Genomic DNA, 14197 nt, shown 5'->3' with positions numbered 1-14197 from the left:
ACAGCTTCCCGGCGGACGAATGCCAGAACTACCTCAGCAACTGCGGATACGAGTTCACCTAAATCGAATCCGCTCTAAAGGGACGAACTCCTCAGCCAAGTCGCGCCATTCGGGGTTCTCCCGCTCGATCAGTGCAACTTTCCACGCCTGATGCCACTTCTTGAGCTGCTTTTCGCGAGCAATCGCGGCTTCCGGGTTCTCGAAAATCTCAAAATAGACCAGCCGATCCACATTGTAGCGCGCGGTGAAGCCTGGAACCGCGTGGGTCTTATGCTCGTACACGCGTTTATGTAGGTTGTTGGTGATTCCAGCATAAAGCGGGCCATCCTTTCTCGTCGCTAGGATATGGACATAGAATGCCTCACTCATGCGCGAGCTTCCCGGACGATCCCGGCTCTTCGCTGCGCTTCCGCCTGGATTGCCCGGTTTTCAGCCCGCTCAACGGATTGCTCTCGTCCCACCCATAGCGCACCGTATCGAAGCGCATGGAGCGCGCGTCGACCATGAGAAGCCGGCCAACCAGGCTCTCGCCGAACCCCACGACCTCGCGGATCACCTCCATGGCCATCAGGCTCCCCATGACCCCGGCGAGGGCGCCGAGGACGCCGGCTTCCGCGCAGGTGGGAACAGCTCCCGGCGGCGGGGGGGAGGGGAAGAGACAGCGGTAGGTGGGGTTCGGCGTTCCGTTCGAACCCTGCTCGAAGGCTCTTATGGTCGTCAGCGACCCATCGAACTGGCCCAGAGCCGCCGTGACGAGAGGCTTCCGCTCGAAGAAGCAGGCATCCGACACCGCATAACGGGTTTCGAAATTGTCGGACCCGTCTGCAACAAGGTTGTATTGCGCGATGATCTCTCGCGCATTCCCATCGGTCAGTCGAACCGGGTGGGCTTCGACCTTCACATGCGGATTGAGGCGCTCGACCGCGTCCGCCGCGCTGTCCACCTTTTTACGCCCGAGGTCGGATGTCGCATGGATCACCTGACGCTGCAGGTTGGACAGGGACACCTCGTCATCGTCCACGATGCCGATGGTGCCGGTTCCAGCTGCGGCGAGATACTGAATAAGGGGCGCGCCGAGCCCGCCTGCGCCGATCACGAGAACGCGAGCTTCCTTGAGTTTGATCTGTCCCGGCCCTCCTATGTCACGAAGGACGAGGTGGCGGGCGTATCGGTCGATTTCATCGGGCATCAGGGACATTGGGAGAGCTTATCCACATGGCGGCAGCCATCAACCATCCTGGGAGGAAATCGCCCGGTTGTCTTGACAGGATGCTTGGCGTCATGGCCCTTCCCGTGCCATCGTCAGGCGCAACCGGGTAACAAAGCCCGAGTGATCTAACAGGGAACTATGCCGATGACAGTCACCAAGTTCGGTCTCGCACTTGCAGGCCTCGCCTTTTCCGCTACGGCAGCCTTTGCGCAGCAGGCCGCCTTCAAGCCCGCCGTGGTCTATGATCTCGGTGGCAAGTTCGACAAATCCTTCAACGAGGGCGTCCATTCAGGCGCGGAGAAGTACAAGAAGGATACGGGGACCGACTATCGCGATTTCGAGCCGCAGAACGACGCCCAGCGTGAGCAGGCGCTCCGCCGCTTCGCCCGCGACGGTTTCTCGCCCATCGTGGCAGTGGGCTTCAGCCAGGAATCGGCCCTGAAGAAGGTCGCCGACGAGTTTCCCAAGACCCAGTTCGCCATCATCGATTCCGTGATCGAAAAGCCAAACGTGCAGTCCATCGTGTTCAAGGAGCATGAGGGCTCGTTCCTGGTCGGCCTTCTGGCCGCTCAAGCCTCCAAGACCAACAAGGTCGGCTTCGTGGGCGGCATGGACATCCCGCTCATCCGCAAGTTCGCCTGCGGCTACGTCCAGGGCGTGAAACACGCCAAGAAGGACGCCGAGGTGTTCCAGAACATGACCGGCACCACGGGCGCTGCCTGGAACGACCCGGTGAAGGGCGGCGAACTCGCCAAGAGCCAGATCGACCGCGGCGCAGATGTGATCTACCACGCGGCCGGCGGCACAGGCGTTGGCGTTCTGCGCACTACGGCCGACGCAGGCAAGCTCGGCATCGGCGTCGACTCGAACCAGAACAACCTGCATCCCGGTAAGGTTCTGACCTCCATGGTCAAGCGTGTGGACGTGGCTACCTACAATGTGTTCGACCAGGCCAAGAAGGGCACCTTCAAGGCAGGCGTCTCGGTGCTCGGCCTTGCTGAGGACGGCGTAGCCTGGGCTCTCGACGACAACAACAAGTCGCTCGTCACGGCCGACATGAAGGCTGCTGCCGACAAGGCCGCAGCCGACATCAAGTCCGGCGCCATCAAGGTGCACGACTACATGTCGGACTCGAAGTGCCCGATGTAAGGTGAAATCCTACCGGGCGCGGGTCTCGAGACCCGCGCCCGGTAGCCTCTTTGCGTGTTCGTCTTTCATTTTTGATTGATCCCGGCCTTGGGTTTGACGCGCCGGGAGGATTGTCGAGGCTTATGTCCCCCGCCATCCAGCTGTCCGCCATCAACAAGAGCTTCGGCGAGGTTCACGCCAACAAGGACGTCAACCTCGTCGTGGAGCGCGGCACGATCCACGGCATCGTCGGCGAAAACGGGGCCGGGAAATCGACCCTGATGTCGATCCTGTACGGGTTCTACGAGGCGGATTCCGGCGAGATCCAGGTGGGCGGAAAGCCGGTCGCCATCCGCTCTCCGGCCGACGCCATCCACGTCGGTATCGGCATGGTGCACCAGCACTTCATGCTGGTCGAGCCGCTCACCGTGGTTGAGAACGTGATGCTCGGCGCCGAAGGCGGTGTTCTCCTGCGGGGCGGCGAAGCCAAGGTGAGGGCGGAGCTTGCGCGCTTGTCCCGCGATTACGGCCTTGAGATCGACGTGAATGCCACGGTGGGCGATCTGTCGGTCGGTCTCCAGCAGCGTGTCGAAATTCTGAAAGCGCTTTATCGCGGCGCCGACATTCTCATTCTCGACGAGCCTACCGCCGTGCTCACGCCCCCCGAGGCGGATGCGCTCTTCGAATTGCTGCGGGCGCTGAAGGAACAGGGTAAGACGGTCATCCTCATTACCCATAAGCTGCGCGAGATCATGGCCATCACGGACCGGGTCTCGGTCATGCGCCGCGGCGAGATGGTGGCCACCGTCGAGACCGCCAACACATCTCCGCCGGAGCTCGCGGAGCTCATGGTCGGACGTCGCGTTCTGCTACGCGTCGAGAAGGAGGAGCGCACACCCGGCGTACCATTGCTGGAAGTCGAGAACCTGTCGGTGATCGATCATCGCGGCGTGCAGCGGGTTGCTGATGTCTCCCTCACGGTTCGGGCCGGCGAGATCGTCGGCATTGCGGGCGTTGCGGGCAACGGGCAGAGCGAATTGCTGGAAGCTCTTGCGGGTATGCGCCAGCCCGTTGTCGGAACCATGCGCTTCGGAGGCCAAGAGATCCGCTTCAGCGAGCACAACCCGCACCGCATGCGCCAGCTTGGACTTCTGCACGTGCCGGAGGACCGCCTACGCATGGGGCTCGTGCCAGCGTTCCAGGCTTTCGAGAGCGCGGTGCTCGGCTTCACAGATGAGCCGCAACTCGGGCGTGGGCCTATTCTGGATCATGACCGCATGGTCGCGGACCTTGCGGCCAAGATGGAGCATTACGACGTGCGCCCGCCCGCGCCGCGGCTCAAGACCTCGAAATTCTCCGGCGGCAACCAACAGAAGATCGTGCTCGCCCGCGAAATCGAGCGCAGCCCGAAAGTTCTCCTGGTCGGGCAGCCCACGCGCGGGGTCGATATCGGCGCCATCGAATTCATCCACCGGCGCTTGATCGCGCTGCGGGATGCGGGCGTGGGCATTCTTCTGGTCTCGGTTGAGCTCGACGAGATCATGAACCTGTCCGACCGCATCCTCACCATGTGCGGCGGCCACATCACCGGCGAACGCAAGGCATCCGAGACCAACGAGCAGGATCTCGGTCTCCTCATGGCTGGCGTTACTGACGAGGCCGCCTGATGCAACCGCGCATCACCCTTGTGACTCTTGGCGTGACCGATCTGCCGAGGTCCCGCGCCTTCTACGAAGCCTGGGGCTGGACAGCTTCGTCCGCAAGCCAGGAGGGAGTCGCCTTCTTCCAAGCGAATGGCTTGGCGCTGGCGCTCTTCGGCCGCGCCGATCTCGCCAAGGATGCGGGAGTCGAGGACCAGCCCACCGGCTTTGCGGCCATATCGCTTGCATACAACGCGCATACGAAGGACGAAGCCGACGAGGTTTTTGCTCGCGCGCTTCAAGCCGGCGCCCGTGCGGTCAAGCCCTTGCAGGATGTGTTCTGGGGCGGCTATTCGGGCTACTTCGCCGATCCTGACGGCCATCTCTGGGAGGTGGCCTGGAATCCCTCCTTCCCCCTCGATGAGCAGGGCCACATGTTCCTGCCGGATAGTCTCAAGTGAGCGCTCCCATCGACCTGCCCAAATGGGCCGACACCATCGTGGTGCCCGCCGTCTCGGTCGTCGCGGCCTTTCTGGTGGCTGGCCTCGTCGTGCTCAGCATCGGCGAGAATCCGCTGACCGCCACCCGGTGGCTGCTGCAGGGCAGCCTCGGCACCGGCGAGGGCTTAGGTTTCACCCTGTTCTACATGACGGACTTCATCTTCGTGGGATTGGCGGTGGCGGTCGCCTACCATGCGGGCCTGTTCAACATCGGCGGAGAGGGGCAAGCGACGCTTGCGGGCCTCGGCGTGGCCCTTGTCCTCAACAATCTCACGTTCCTGCCAGGCTTCCTTCTGATCCCGCTCGGCATTCTCGGCGCCGCCGCCTTCGGGGCCGCTTGGGCGGCCATTCCCGGTTATCTCCAGGCCAAGCGCGGCAGCCACATCGTGATCACGACGATCATGTTCAACTGGCTCGCAAGCGTGCTGATCGTCTATCTGCTGGTGAACGTGCTGCGGGAGCCGCAATCCATGAATCCGGAGACCCGGGCCTTCCCGGAGCAGTCCTACATCCCGTTCATGCACGATGCCCTGGCTGTTTTCGGCATCAAAGTGCCGGCCTCTCAGCTCAATCTCACGCTCTTCCTGGCGCTCGCCGCCTGCTACGGTGTCTGGCTGCTCATCTACCGCTCGCGCCTGGGCTATGCGATCCGCGTCGTCGGCTCGAACCCGACGGCGGCGGTTTATGCGGGCATTTCGCCAGCGCGCGTCATCGTCATCGCCATGGTCATTTCCGGCGCACTGGCGGGCGGTCTCGCGGTGAACGAACTCATGGGCTATCAGCACCGCCTGCTGCTCGAATTCACGGCTGGCTACGGCTTCGTCGGGATCGCCGTCGCGTTGATGGGGCGCGCCCATCCGGTCGGCATCATCCTGGCGTCGCTCCTGTTCGGCATCCTCTATCAGGGCGGCGCGGAGCTTGCCTTCGAACAGCCGGCCATCACCCGTGATATGGTGGTGGTCATCGGCGGCATCATCATCCTGTTCGCGGGTGCTCTCGACGGTCTGTTCCGGCGCCTCGTTGCCAGGATGCTGATGCGATCCAGCATGGCGAGGGCTTGAGCCATGGATCTCGGAGTTCTCGTCACCATCTTCGACTCATCCCTGCGGCTGTCCATCCCGCTCCTTGCCGCCTGTCTGGCAGGTCTGTGGTCGGAGCGTTCGGGGGTCGTCGATATCGGGCTTGAAGGCAAAATGCTCGTGGCGGCCTTTGCGGCGGCGGCGGCGGCTTATATTTCAGACTCCGCGTGGGTCGGTCTCTTGGCCGGCATTGCTGCCTCGGTCGTCTTTGCGCTCATTCATGGCTTCGCGTCCATCAGCCAGCGCGGCAATCAGATCGTGTCGGGCGTTGCCATCAACATGCTGGCGGCGGGCTTGACGGCAATTGTCGGCAATGCCTGGTATGGGCAGGGCGGACGCACGCCGCCTCTGGAAGGCGCGCAGCGCTTCGGGGATGCGATTTTCGGCCACTCGGCGCTTGTCTATTTCGTTCTGCTGGCTGTGCCGCTCACCTGGTTCGTGCTCGGACGAACCCGCTTCGGTCTGCGCCTGAGGGCGGTCGGCGAAAACCCTGCGGCTGTCGACACGGCGGGCATTTCAGTGACGGGCCTGCGCTATGCAGCCGTCGCTATCGCCGGAGTGTTGTGCGGACTGGCGGGAACCTACTTGTCGGTCGGCCAGTCTGCGGGTTTTCTCCCCAACATGACGGCGGGCAAGGGCTTCATCGCGCTCGCGGCGCTGATCTTCGCCAAATGGCGGGCTTGGCCGGCGCTGGGCGCCTGCTTCCTGTTCGGGCTTCTCGATGCAGTTGCCATCCGACTCCAGGGCATTTCTCTGCCCGGCATCGGCGAGGTGCCGGTTCAGGCAATCCAGGCCCTGCCTTACCTCATGACCGTCATCCTGCTGGCAGGCGTCATCGGAACCGCCATTCCGCCCCGCGCATCCGGCGTGCCCTATGTGAAGGAGCGCTGATATGGCGTCCGTCGACGAACTTTTTGAGGCCGCCAAGGCCATTCAGGCGAAGGCCTATGCGCCCTATTCGCGGTTCAAGGTCGGAGCCGCCATCGCGACGGCCACAGGCAAGGTGTTCGCCGGCTGCAATGTGGAGAACGCCGCTTACCCGGTCGGTAGCTGCGCGGAAGCAGGGGCCGTTTCGGCTATGATCGCCGCCGGCGAAAGCCGCATCGCGCAGATCGTGGTGATGGGCGAGGGTGAGAACCTCGTGACACCTTGTGGCGGCTGCCGCCAAAGAATCCGCGAATTCGCCGCCTCCGATACGCCAATTCACATCGCAGGACCTGAAGGGATCCGGAAGAGCTTCACCCTCGACGAATTGTTGCCCTTCTCGTTCGGACCCGACAATTTAAGCAGCCCATAAGGCAAACCCTGAAAGGGCTATGCCGCACAACAAGAGACGATGATGCACCAGAAGGTTCAGGAGGCCGCCGAGTTCGTGCGCACCCGCGGCTTCGATGGCCAGTTCGACGCAGCGTTCGTGCTCGGCACGGGGCTCGGCACTTTGGTCGATGACCTGACTGATGCCGTCAGCCTTCCCTATGCGGATATTCCGCATTTTCCGAGGAGCGGCGTCTCGGGCCATGCCGGACGTCTCGTTGCCGGCACGCTTGAAGGAAAGCGCGTCCTCCTGTTCCAGGGACGCGCCCATTATTACGAGACCGGCGATGCCGGCGCGATGCGCGTGCCCGTTGCGCTGGTGCGAGAGCTTGGCATTCCGGTGCTGGTCCTGACCAATGCGGCCGGCTCCGTTCGCGCTCACATCCGGCCTGGCAGCCTCGTGGCCATCGGCGATCACCTCAACCTGTCCGGCGGCAACCCCCTCCTGCGCGATCACACCGAGGGGCGTTTCGTGTCTCTGACCGGTGCCTATGACGACGGGCTCCGGGAGACGTTGCAGAGGGCCGCGAAAAGCACAGGCATTGAGGTGCCGGAGGGCGTCTATGCGTGGCTGTCGGGCCCAAGCTTCGAGACCCCGGCCGAGATCCGCATGGTGCAAGTCCTAGGCGGCGATCTCGTGGGTATGTCCACCGTGCCCGAGGTGATCCTGGCGCGCTATTACGGTCTCAGGGTCGCGGCGGTTTCGGTTGTGACCAACCTTGCAGCCGGGATCGAGGGGGCGTCGCCATCGCATCAGGAAACCAAGGATACGGCGGCTGAAGCTTCCGATCGGTTCAAGTATCTCATTCGTGCATTCGTGGCGGAGCTTTCCCATGTCTGATGTCGAAATCGCACAGCGCGCCCTGCGCTGCCTCGATCTCACCGATCTCACGGAGACCTGCACCAATCAGGCCATCGATACGCTTTGCAAGAAGGCCATAGACCCACGCGGCCCTGTCGCGGCGGTGTGCCTCTGGCCGCAATTCGTGGTGCGCGCGCGCGACGCGCTGAAAGGCTCGTCCGTACGTATTGCCACGGTGGTCAACTTCCCGGCAGGCGGCGAGGATGTAGGCCGCGTCACGGACGACGTGCAGGAGGCTTTGTCCGACGGTGCGAACGAGATCGATCTTGTGCTGCCCTACGAGGCCATGCGGCGCGGTGATCTCGGGATCGCGACTGAAATGGTCGAGGCCGTGCGTGAAATGATCGACCAGGGCCGCCTTCTCAAGGTCATCCTGGAAACTGGCGAACTCAATGATCCCGCGCTGATCGAGACAGCAAGCCGACTTGCCATCGACGCGGGGGCGGATTTCATCAAGACCTCGACGGGCAAGACGCAGGTTTCCGCCACGCCTGAGGCGGCCGAGATCATGCTCGACGTAATCAAAGCTTCGGGCCGTCCCGTCGGTCTCAAGCCCTCCGGCGGCATTCGCACGGTGGCAGATGCGAAGCTCTATCTCGACACAGCCGACCGCATCATGGGACCGGGCTGGGCAAGGCCGGCCACATTCCGCATCGGGGCCAGCAGCGTCTATGACGCGCTGATCGCCGCCATCGAGGGGCGCGCCGCAGCGACAGCCGCCGGGACCTACTGACATGAGCCACCACCTTCCACAGGAAATCATTCGCCACAAGCGCGACGGCGGCGTGCTCGCGGCCGAGCAGATCCAAAGCTTCATCGAGGGCCTGACCTCCGGCCGGGTGTCGGAGGGGCAGGCTGCCTCCTTTGCCATGGCGGTGTTCTTCCGTGGCCTTTCCGTGCCGGAGCGTGTCGCGCTGACTCGCGCCATGACCCAGTCAGGCGAGGTGTTGAAGTGGGATCTTCCTGGTCCCGTACTCGACAAGCATTCGACCGGCGGCGTTGGCGACACGGTCAGCCTTGCGCTCGGACCTGCGGTGGCGGCCTGTGGCGGCTACGTGCCGATGATCTCCGGACGTGGCCTTGGACACACGGGCGGGACACTCGACAAGCTCGATTCCATTCCAGGCTATGTCTCGCAGCCGGATATCGAAACGTTCCGGCGTGTCACGCGCGAGGTCGGCTGCGCCATTATCGGCCAGACCGCTGATCTCGCTCCGGCCGACAAGCGACTCTATTCCATCCGGGATGTGACGGCGACCGTCGAATCCATCGACTTGATCACGGCCTCCATCCTTTCGAAGAAGCTCGCCGCCGGGCTTCACGGTCTCGTCATGGACGTGAAATTCGGCTCTGGCGCATTCATGGACAATACCGCTGACGCGCGCGCCCTGGCCGAGAGCCTCGTGCTGGTTGCCAATGGCGCCGGACTTCCCACGAGCGCCCTGCTGACCGACATGAATGAGTCGCTCGCATCCGCCGCCGGCAATGCGGTGGAAGTCGCGTACACGGCCGATTACTTGACAGGCCGCCGCCGTGAGGCGCGGTTCCATGAGGTGACCGTGGAACTCAGCGCCGAGATGCTCGTGCTGGGCAAACTCGCGGCGGACATCTCCGAAGCACGCGCCAAGATCGAGGATGCGATTGCGTCCGGCAAGGCCGCAGAAATCTTCCAGCGCATGGTCGTGGCGCTCGGCGGCCCTTCGGATCTTCTTGAGAACCACAGGAAGCATCTCACGGCTGCACCGGTCGTCCGCCCCGTTCATGCGGAGCGTCCCGGAACCGTGCAGAGCGTTTCGACGCGCGAAGTCGGCATTGCGGTCGTGGCTCTAGGCGGAGGGCGCACGAGGCCGCAGGATCCGGTTGATCATGCGGTCGGGCTGACGGAACTTGCGGGCGTCGGCGAAAGGGTCGATGGTGAGCGCCCCCTCGGCATCGTGCATGCCCGCAGCGAGGAAGCCGCGGAAGCTGCCGCTCGGGCTGTTCGCGCGGCTTACATGGTTGGCGAAACATCGGCCCCGTCGGGAAAGTTGATCCTCGAGCGTATCGGAGCAAACGCGTGACCCTCCTTATCGCCGTCACATGGGATCCTCAGCCATGGGTAGAACGCTTCAAGAAACACTTGCCCAAACATGACGTCGCGGTGTTGGGCCATGGCGACTTCGACAGAAGCCGCATTCGTTATGTGGCGACCTGGGGTCCGAAGCCCGGAAGCCTGTCGGACCTGCCGGCGCTTGAGGCGATCTTTTCGCTCGGAGCCGGTGTTGATCATCTGATGGGTTATCAGGGCCTGCCCGATGTGCCCATCGTACGTGTGGCGCAGGACGACCTTACCCATCGCATGAGCGAGTACGTGGTGCTGCACTGCCTTATGCATCTGCGCGATCAACGACGGTTCGACGCCGCTCAACGCGCCAAGCAATGGGATCAGGAGCGTTCTCCGCCGATCGCAAGCGAAGTGCGTGTCGGCGTGATGGGGTCGGGCGTGCTGGGGCAGGATGCAGCGCGCAAGCTCAAGGTCATGGGTTTCGACGTGGCTGCATGGAGCCGCAGCCCGAAGAACGGCGACGGCTACAGGATCTACTCTGGCGATGATGGCCTTGCAGAGTTCCTGGCCCGCACGGACATTCTCGTGAGCCTCCTGCCGCTGACGCCGGAGACGCGCGGCATCCTCAACCGCAGGCTCTTCGAAAAGCTTGCCCGCGACGGGCAGCTCGACGGTCCGATCCTGATCAATGCCGGCCGCGGCGGCTTGCAGGTTGAGGAGGACATCGTCGCATGCCTCGACGACGGAACACTGAAGGCCGCGACTCTCGACGTGTTCCAGGTTGAGCCATTGCCGCAGGATTCGCCGTTCTGGACGCATCCGCAGGTCACCGTGACACCGCACAATTCAGCGGTCAGCGATCCCGAGATGACGGCGCGCTACATTGCAGACCAGATTCGGCGGCATGAAGCGGGAGAGCCGTTCCAGAACGTGGTGGATCGCAAGCGCGGTTATTGATCCTCAGATCAATCCGTATCCGCGCAGTCCATCCCAAAGCAGTTTCAGGGCCGTGATGGCGAGCAGACTGTAGCATAGGCGGTAAAGCTGCCGCTGATCCAAACGCTGATGCATCCTGTAGCCAGCCCAGACGCCGATGGGGATGACCGGGAGGCACAGGCCCATCAGCGTCCATAGCTCGGTGCTGGGTTTTGCAAGCACAAGCCACGGAATGGCCTTCATCACGTTCCCGACGGCGAAGAAGCTGCTGCTCGTGCCCGCATAGACGGCTTTCGGCAATCCGAGGGTCAGGAGATACATGGCGATGGGTGGGCCGCCCGAATGGGCCACCATCGACGTGAGGCCTGAAGCGGTGCCGGCAATGAGGGCTTTGGGAGTCGAGCGGGGTCGCTGCACGACCTGTCCCCCGCCGCGGAACCACAAGCCCGTGAAAACCAGCGTTGTCAGCGCCACCACGATGGCGACGGCGTTCCGGTCGATCACGGTCATGACCAGGAACCCAAGCCCGATGCCGCAGGCAAGGCCGGGCAGCAGCACGATCAGGTCGATCTTCGACCATGTGCCGGGACGCCAGTAATAAAGAGCGGCGACATCCATCACGATGAAGAGGGGAGCCAGCAAGGCTCCGGCGGAAACCGGATCCATGACGAGCGCCAGGAGCGGAATGCCGATGACCGCGAGCCCGCCTCCGAAAGCGCCCTTCATGAACGCGATCAGAAAGACGCCGCAGGTCGCGACAATCAGAACAGTTGGATCAGGCACCGGCTTGGCCGCCGTGGCCTAGAGGCGCTTGATCGCGGTGATCGGACCATAGCTCGTGCGGCGGATGCGCTCTTCCGCAACCGCGAGCGGTTCGACATAGACTGTCATGGTATGGCCCGTGGCGTGGATCATGTTGGTCTCATCCACCATGAGGCCCACATGGCCCTTCCAGAACACCAGGTCGCCGCGCTGCAGGCCGCCGAGGCCGGGAGTGATTTCCACAGGACGTCCTAGACGCTCCTCCTGCATGTCGCTGTCCCGGGGCGCTTTGATGCCGGCAGCCGCCAGAACGGTCTGCACAAGGCCCGAGCAGTCGAGGCCGATGCTGGTCTTGCCGCCCCAGAGATAGGGGGTATGCAGAAGGCGTTCGGCAACGCTCACATAGTCCATCTCGAAGGTGTCCAGACCGGTCAGGTGAGCGGAGAAGACGAAACCACCCGCCGCAAGGCGCGCATAGTCACCCTCGATCCCCGCAACGGCGAGTTTCGAGTTGAGCGTGAGATAGCCTTGGTCGGGCAGTTTCAGGCTGGGGCCAGGATACACATAGGTGCGAACGGCGCTGACCCTGTGGGTGGTCTCTGGTCCCGGATCACCCAGGGCTTCGCTCGACAGATAACCCACATAGCCGTCATCGTGCAGCTGAACCCAGGCCCAGCCCTCATGCTCGTCGTAAACCGTGACGCTTTCGCCGCGGATCGCCTGGGTGTCGATAGGCGCTTCCCGCGACGGATGACGATGCAAAGATGCATAGGCTGCGACAACCTGTTGGCGCGTGCCGGTCACGAAACGTTCCGCCTCCACCTGCCCGCGCAGCTTCTCGTCGGCCAAGTCGGCGCGGAACGGGGTGATGCGGCGGTCGAAGGTCATCGGGGCAGCTCCTTGGCATGGGCGGTGATGACATCCCCTAGCCGTTCCACCGCCAGAGCGCCAGCCACCGTGCGCTGGATGACGACATTGCGCCGGTCCGCTTCGTCCCTGCGACGGGCGACAAGGTCAAGCTTGCCCATGGTGTCCAGGGCTCGCGTGATCACGGGCTTGGTGACGCGAAGCTTCCTGGCAAGCCCCCGCACCGTATGCGGAGGAGGTTCAAGATAGATGGTCAGCAGAATGGCGATCTGGCGCGAAGACAGGTCCCCACCGTGATGCACAAGGTCAAGATGCACGTCGTGCCAGAGCTTCAGCGACTGGAAGGCACGCAACTCTACAGACATGAGGGCACCGTTCGTTTCGGCGCCGTATTATTTGACCTTGAACAAAAGGGTGCAAGTCCCTCCGGCGGCCATTCTCAGGAGCGGTATCGATCCTTCAGGAGCGCATAGATCAGCCGGGCCGCCTGCACTTCGCCGCCTTCGGGACGGCCAGGCTTGGCGGCGTTGTTCCAGGCGAAGATGTCGAAATGCACATGGGCTTTGGCGGCGCTCACAAACCGGCGCAGGAACAGGGCGGCCGTGATTGAGCCACCCATGGGCCCACCGGTGTTGTTCATGTCCGCATACTTGGAATCGAGCTGGGCCTGATAGGGCGCCCAGAGGGGCATGCGCCACACTGGATCGTTCACGGCTTCTCCATGACGGGAGATCTCGGCCGCAAGCGCATCGTCGTCGGTATAGAACGGTGGCAGATCGGGACCTAGCGCTACGCGGGCGGCGCCTGTCAGCGTGGCGAAATCGACGATCAGGTCGGGATTCTCCTCGTCCGCCAGCGTGAGTGCGTCGGCCAGGATGAGGCGGCCCTCGGCATCCGTGTTGCCGATCTCGACTGTGATGCCCTTGCGGCTCGGCAGGATGTCGCCGGGGCGGAAGGCATTGCTGGAGATCGAGTTCTCCACGGCCGGGATGAGGACGCGCAGGCGCACCGGCAGGCCCGCGCCCATGATCATGTCGGCAAGCGCAAGGGTTGCGGCCGCGCCGCCCATGTCCTTGCGCATGAGCAACATGGATGAGGATGGCTTGATATCGAGGCCACCTGTGTCGAAAGCGACGCCCTTGCCGACAAGGGTGATCCGAGGCGCATCATCCTTGCCCCAGGTGAAGTCGATAAGACGCGGGGCCGTGGACGAAGCACGACCAACAGCATGGATCATGGGAAGGTTCTGCTTGAGCAGATCGTCACCGACGATGCTGCTGAAGGAAGCGCCATGCCTCTCGGCGAGGTGGCGCGCCGCTGTCTCAATCCCGTCCGGGCCGAGATCGTTCGTCGGCGTGTTGATGAGATCCCGGCTCGACGCGATCGCATCGGCAATGCGGGACACCTCGCCCGCATCGACCCCCTTGGGAACCACGAGGCGGACCGACTTGGATGCACGCTTGCGATACCGATTGAACGAGTACGCGCCGAGAAGCCACGCGAGCGTTGCAAGCTCCGGGCGCGCAACGTCGGTCTCGAAACGATAGACGCCGTCAGGCAAAACATTTGGAAGCTTGCCCACCAGGAATGGGTCGACGCGCTTGGCGCTCTCCTCATCGACGCCGAAGGCGACGCCCAGAAGATTGCCCTCCGCATCAGGCAGAAAGCAGTGAGTTCCGGCTTTTGCCTCGAAGCCTTGAGCATTTGCAAAGCCTCGGGCGCTCAATGGAAGTGTCGCGGCCACCTCAGGCCATGTGCCCTTATCGGCAAGCCAGATGGGAAGTGCGGGCTCGGACGCGGAGGCAAGAAGCGGATGAGGCATCGATAAACTCAATGGCAAGAGGTTGCTGGACTC

16 protein-coding genes are annotated in these 14197 nt (G+C 63.2%); 10 read left to right on the top strand and 6 right to left on the bottom strand.

Annotated features, from left to right (window positions below):
- Positions 1–54: 54 nt before the first annotated feature.
- Both DRB19_RS21555 and DRB19_RS21550 read right to left on the bottom strand, forming a co-directional pair.
- Positions 55–369, bottom strand: a complete 315-nt coding sequence (locus DRB19_RS21555; RefSeq protein ID WP_114188086.1) for a GIY-YIG nuclease family protein — start codon at positions 367–369, stop codon at positions 55–57.
- Positions 362–1198 (bottom strand): HesA/MoeB/ThiF family protein, encoded by an 837-nt coding sequence (locus DRB19_RS21550; protein WP_114188085.1) that lies wholly within the window; start codon positions 1196–1198, stop codon positions 362–364. The genes DRB19_RS21555 and DRB19_RS21550 overlap by 8 nt, the downstream gene beginning before the upstream one ends.
- 156 nt (positions 1199–1354) lie before the next feature.
- Here DRB19_RS21550 and DRB19_RS21545 point away from each other — a divergent pair, with 156 nt between their 5' ends.
- The 10 genes from DRB19_RS21545 to DRB19_RS21500 all read left to right on the top strand — a co-directional run bounded on the left by DRB19_RS21545 (position 1355) and on the right by DRB19_RS21500 (position 10734).
- Positions 1355–2359 (top strand): BMP family lipoprotein, encoded by a 1005-nt coding sequence (locus tag DRB19_RS21545; RefSeq protein ID WP_114188084.1) that lies wholly within the window; start codon positions 1355–1357, stop codon positions 2357–2359.
- A gap of 122 nt (positions 2360–2481) precedes the next feature.
- Positions 2482–4005: an ABC transporter ATP-binding protein gene (locus DRB19_RS21540; protein ID WP_114188083.1), complete on the top strand. Its 1524-nt coding sequence runs from the start codon at positions 2482–2484 to the stop codon at positions 4003–4005.
- Positions 4005–4439 (top strand): VOC family protein, encoded by a 435-nt coding sequence (locus DRB19_RS21535; RefSeq protein WP_114188082.1) that lies wholly within the window; start codon positions 4005–4007, stop codon positions 4437–4439. Before DRB19_RS21540 ends, DRB19_RS21535 begins: the two co-directional genes overlap by 1 nt.
- On the top strand, positions 4436–5539 hold the full coding sequence (locus tag DRB19_RS21530) for an ABC transporter permease (protein ID WP_114188081.1): 1104 nt from the start codon (positions 4436–4438) through the stop codon (positions 5537–5539). Before DRB19_RS21535 ends, DRB19_RS21530 begins: the two co-directional genes overlap by 4 nt.
- A gap of 3 nt (positions 5540–5542) precedes the next feature.
- Positions 5543–6448 carry an ABC transporter permease gene (locus DRB19_RS21525; RefSeq protein WP_114188080.1) on the top strand — a complete coding sequence of 302 codons (906 nt, stop codon included), beginning with the start codon at positions 5543–5545 and terminating at the stop codon, positions 6446–6448.
- A 1-nt stretch (position 6449) separates the two neighbouring features.
- The gene (gene cdd / locus DRB19_RS21520; protein WP_114188079.1) at positions 6450–6854 is read left to right on the top strand and encodes a cytidine deaminase; all 405 of its coding nucleotides are present in this window, start codon (positions 6450–6452) and stop codon (positions 6852–6854) included.
- A gap of 39 nt (positions 6855–6893) precedes the next feature.
- The gene (locus DRB19_RS21515) at positions 6894–7712 is read left to right on the top strand and encodes a purine-nucleoside phosphorylase (protein ID WP_174799983.1); all 819 of its coding nucleotides are present in this window, start codon (positions 6894–6896) and stop codon (positions 7710–7712) included.
- Positions 7705–8466 (top strand): deoxyribose-phosphate aldolase, encoded by a 762-nt coding sequence (deoC, locus tag DRB19_RS21510; RefSeq protein WP_114188078.1) that lies wholly within the window; start codon positions 7705–7707, stop codon positions 8464–8466. Before DRB19_RS21515 ends, deoC begins: the two co-directional genes overlap by 8 nt.
- A gap of 1 nt (position 8467) precedes the next feature.
- Positions 8468–9793 carry a thymidine phosphorylase gene (deoA, locus tag DRB19_RS21505; protein WP_114188077.1) on the top strand — a complete coding sequence of 442 codons (1326 nt, stop codon included), beginning with the start codon at positions 8468–8470 and terminating at the stop codon, positions 9791–9793.
- The gene (locus DRB19_RS21500) at positions 9790–10734 is read left to right on the top strand and encodes a 2-hydroxyacid dehydrogenase (protein WP_114188076.1); all 945 of its coding nucleotides are present in this window, start codon (positions 9790–9792) and stop codon (positions 10732–10734) included. Before deoA ends, DRB19_RS21500 begins: the two co-directional genes overlap by 4 nt.
- 3 nt (positions 10735–10737) lie before the next feature.
- Here DRB19_RS21500 and DRB19_RS21495 read toward each other — a convergent pair whose 3' ends face one another.
- From DRB19_RS21495 to DRB19_RS21480, 4 genes are all read right to left on the bottom strand, one after another.
- On the bottom strand, positions 10738–11496 hold the full coding sequence (locus DRB19_RS21495) for a sulfite exporter TauE/SafE family protein (RefSeq protein ID WP_276330625.1): 759 nt from the start codon (positions 11494–11496) through the stop codon (positions 10738–10740).
- 18 nt (positions 11497–11514) lie between these two features.
- Entirely contained in the window at positions 11515–12363 is an 849-nt protein-coding gene (locus tag DRB19_RS21490) for a C40 family peptidase (RefSeq protein ID WP_114188075.1), read from the bottom strand.
- Positions 12360–12707 carry a MarR family winged helix-turn-helix transcriptional regulator gene (locus DRB19_RS21485; protein ID WP_114188074.1) on the bottom strand — a complete coding sequence of 116 codons (348 nt, stop codon included), beginning with the start codon at positions 12705–12707 and terminating at the stop codon, positions 12360–12362. The genes DRB19_RS21490 and DRB19_RS21485 overlap by 4 nt, the downstream gene beginning before the upstream one ends.
- Positions 12708–12781: 74 nt before the next feature.
- Complete coding sequence (locus DRB19_RS21480) at positions 12782–14164, bottom strand: leucyl aminopeptidase family protein (RefSeq protein WP_114188073.1); 1383 nt, start codon at positions 14162–14164, stop codon at positions 12782–12784.
- Between the last annotated feature and the right edge of the window lie 33 nt (positions 14165–14197).

This window comes from Microvirga aerophila (assembly GCF_003332305.1).
Classification (GTDB): Bacteria; Pseudomonadota; Alphaproteobacteria; order Rhizobiales; family Beijerinckiaceae; genus Microvirga; species Microvirga aerophila.
This window is presented reverse-complemented; position numbering and strand designations above follow the sequence as displayed.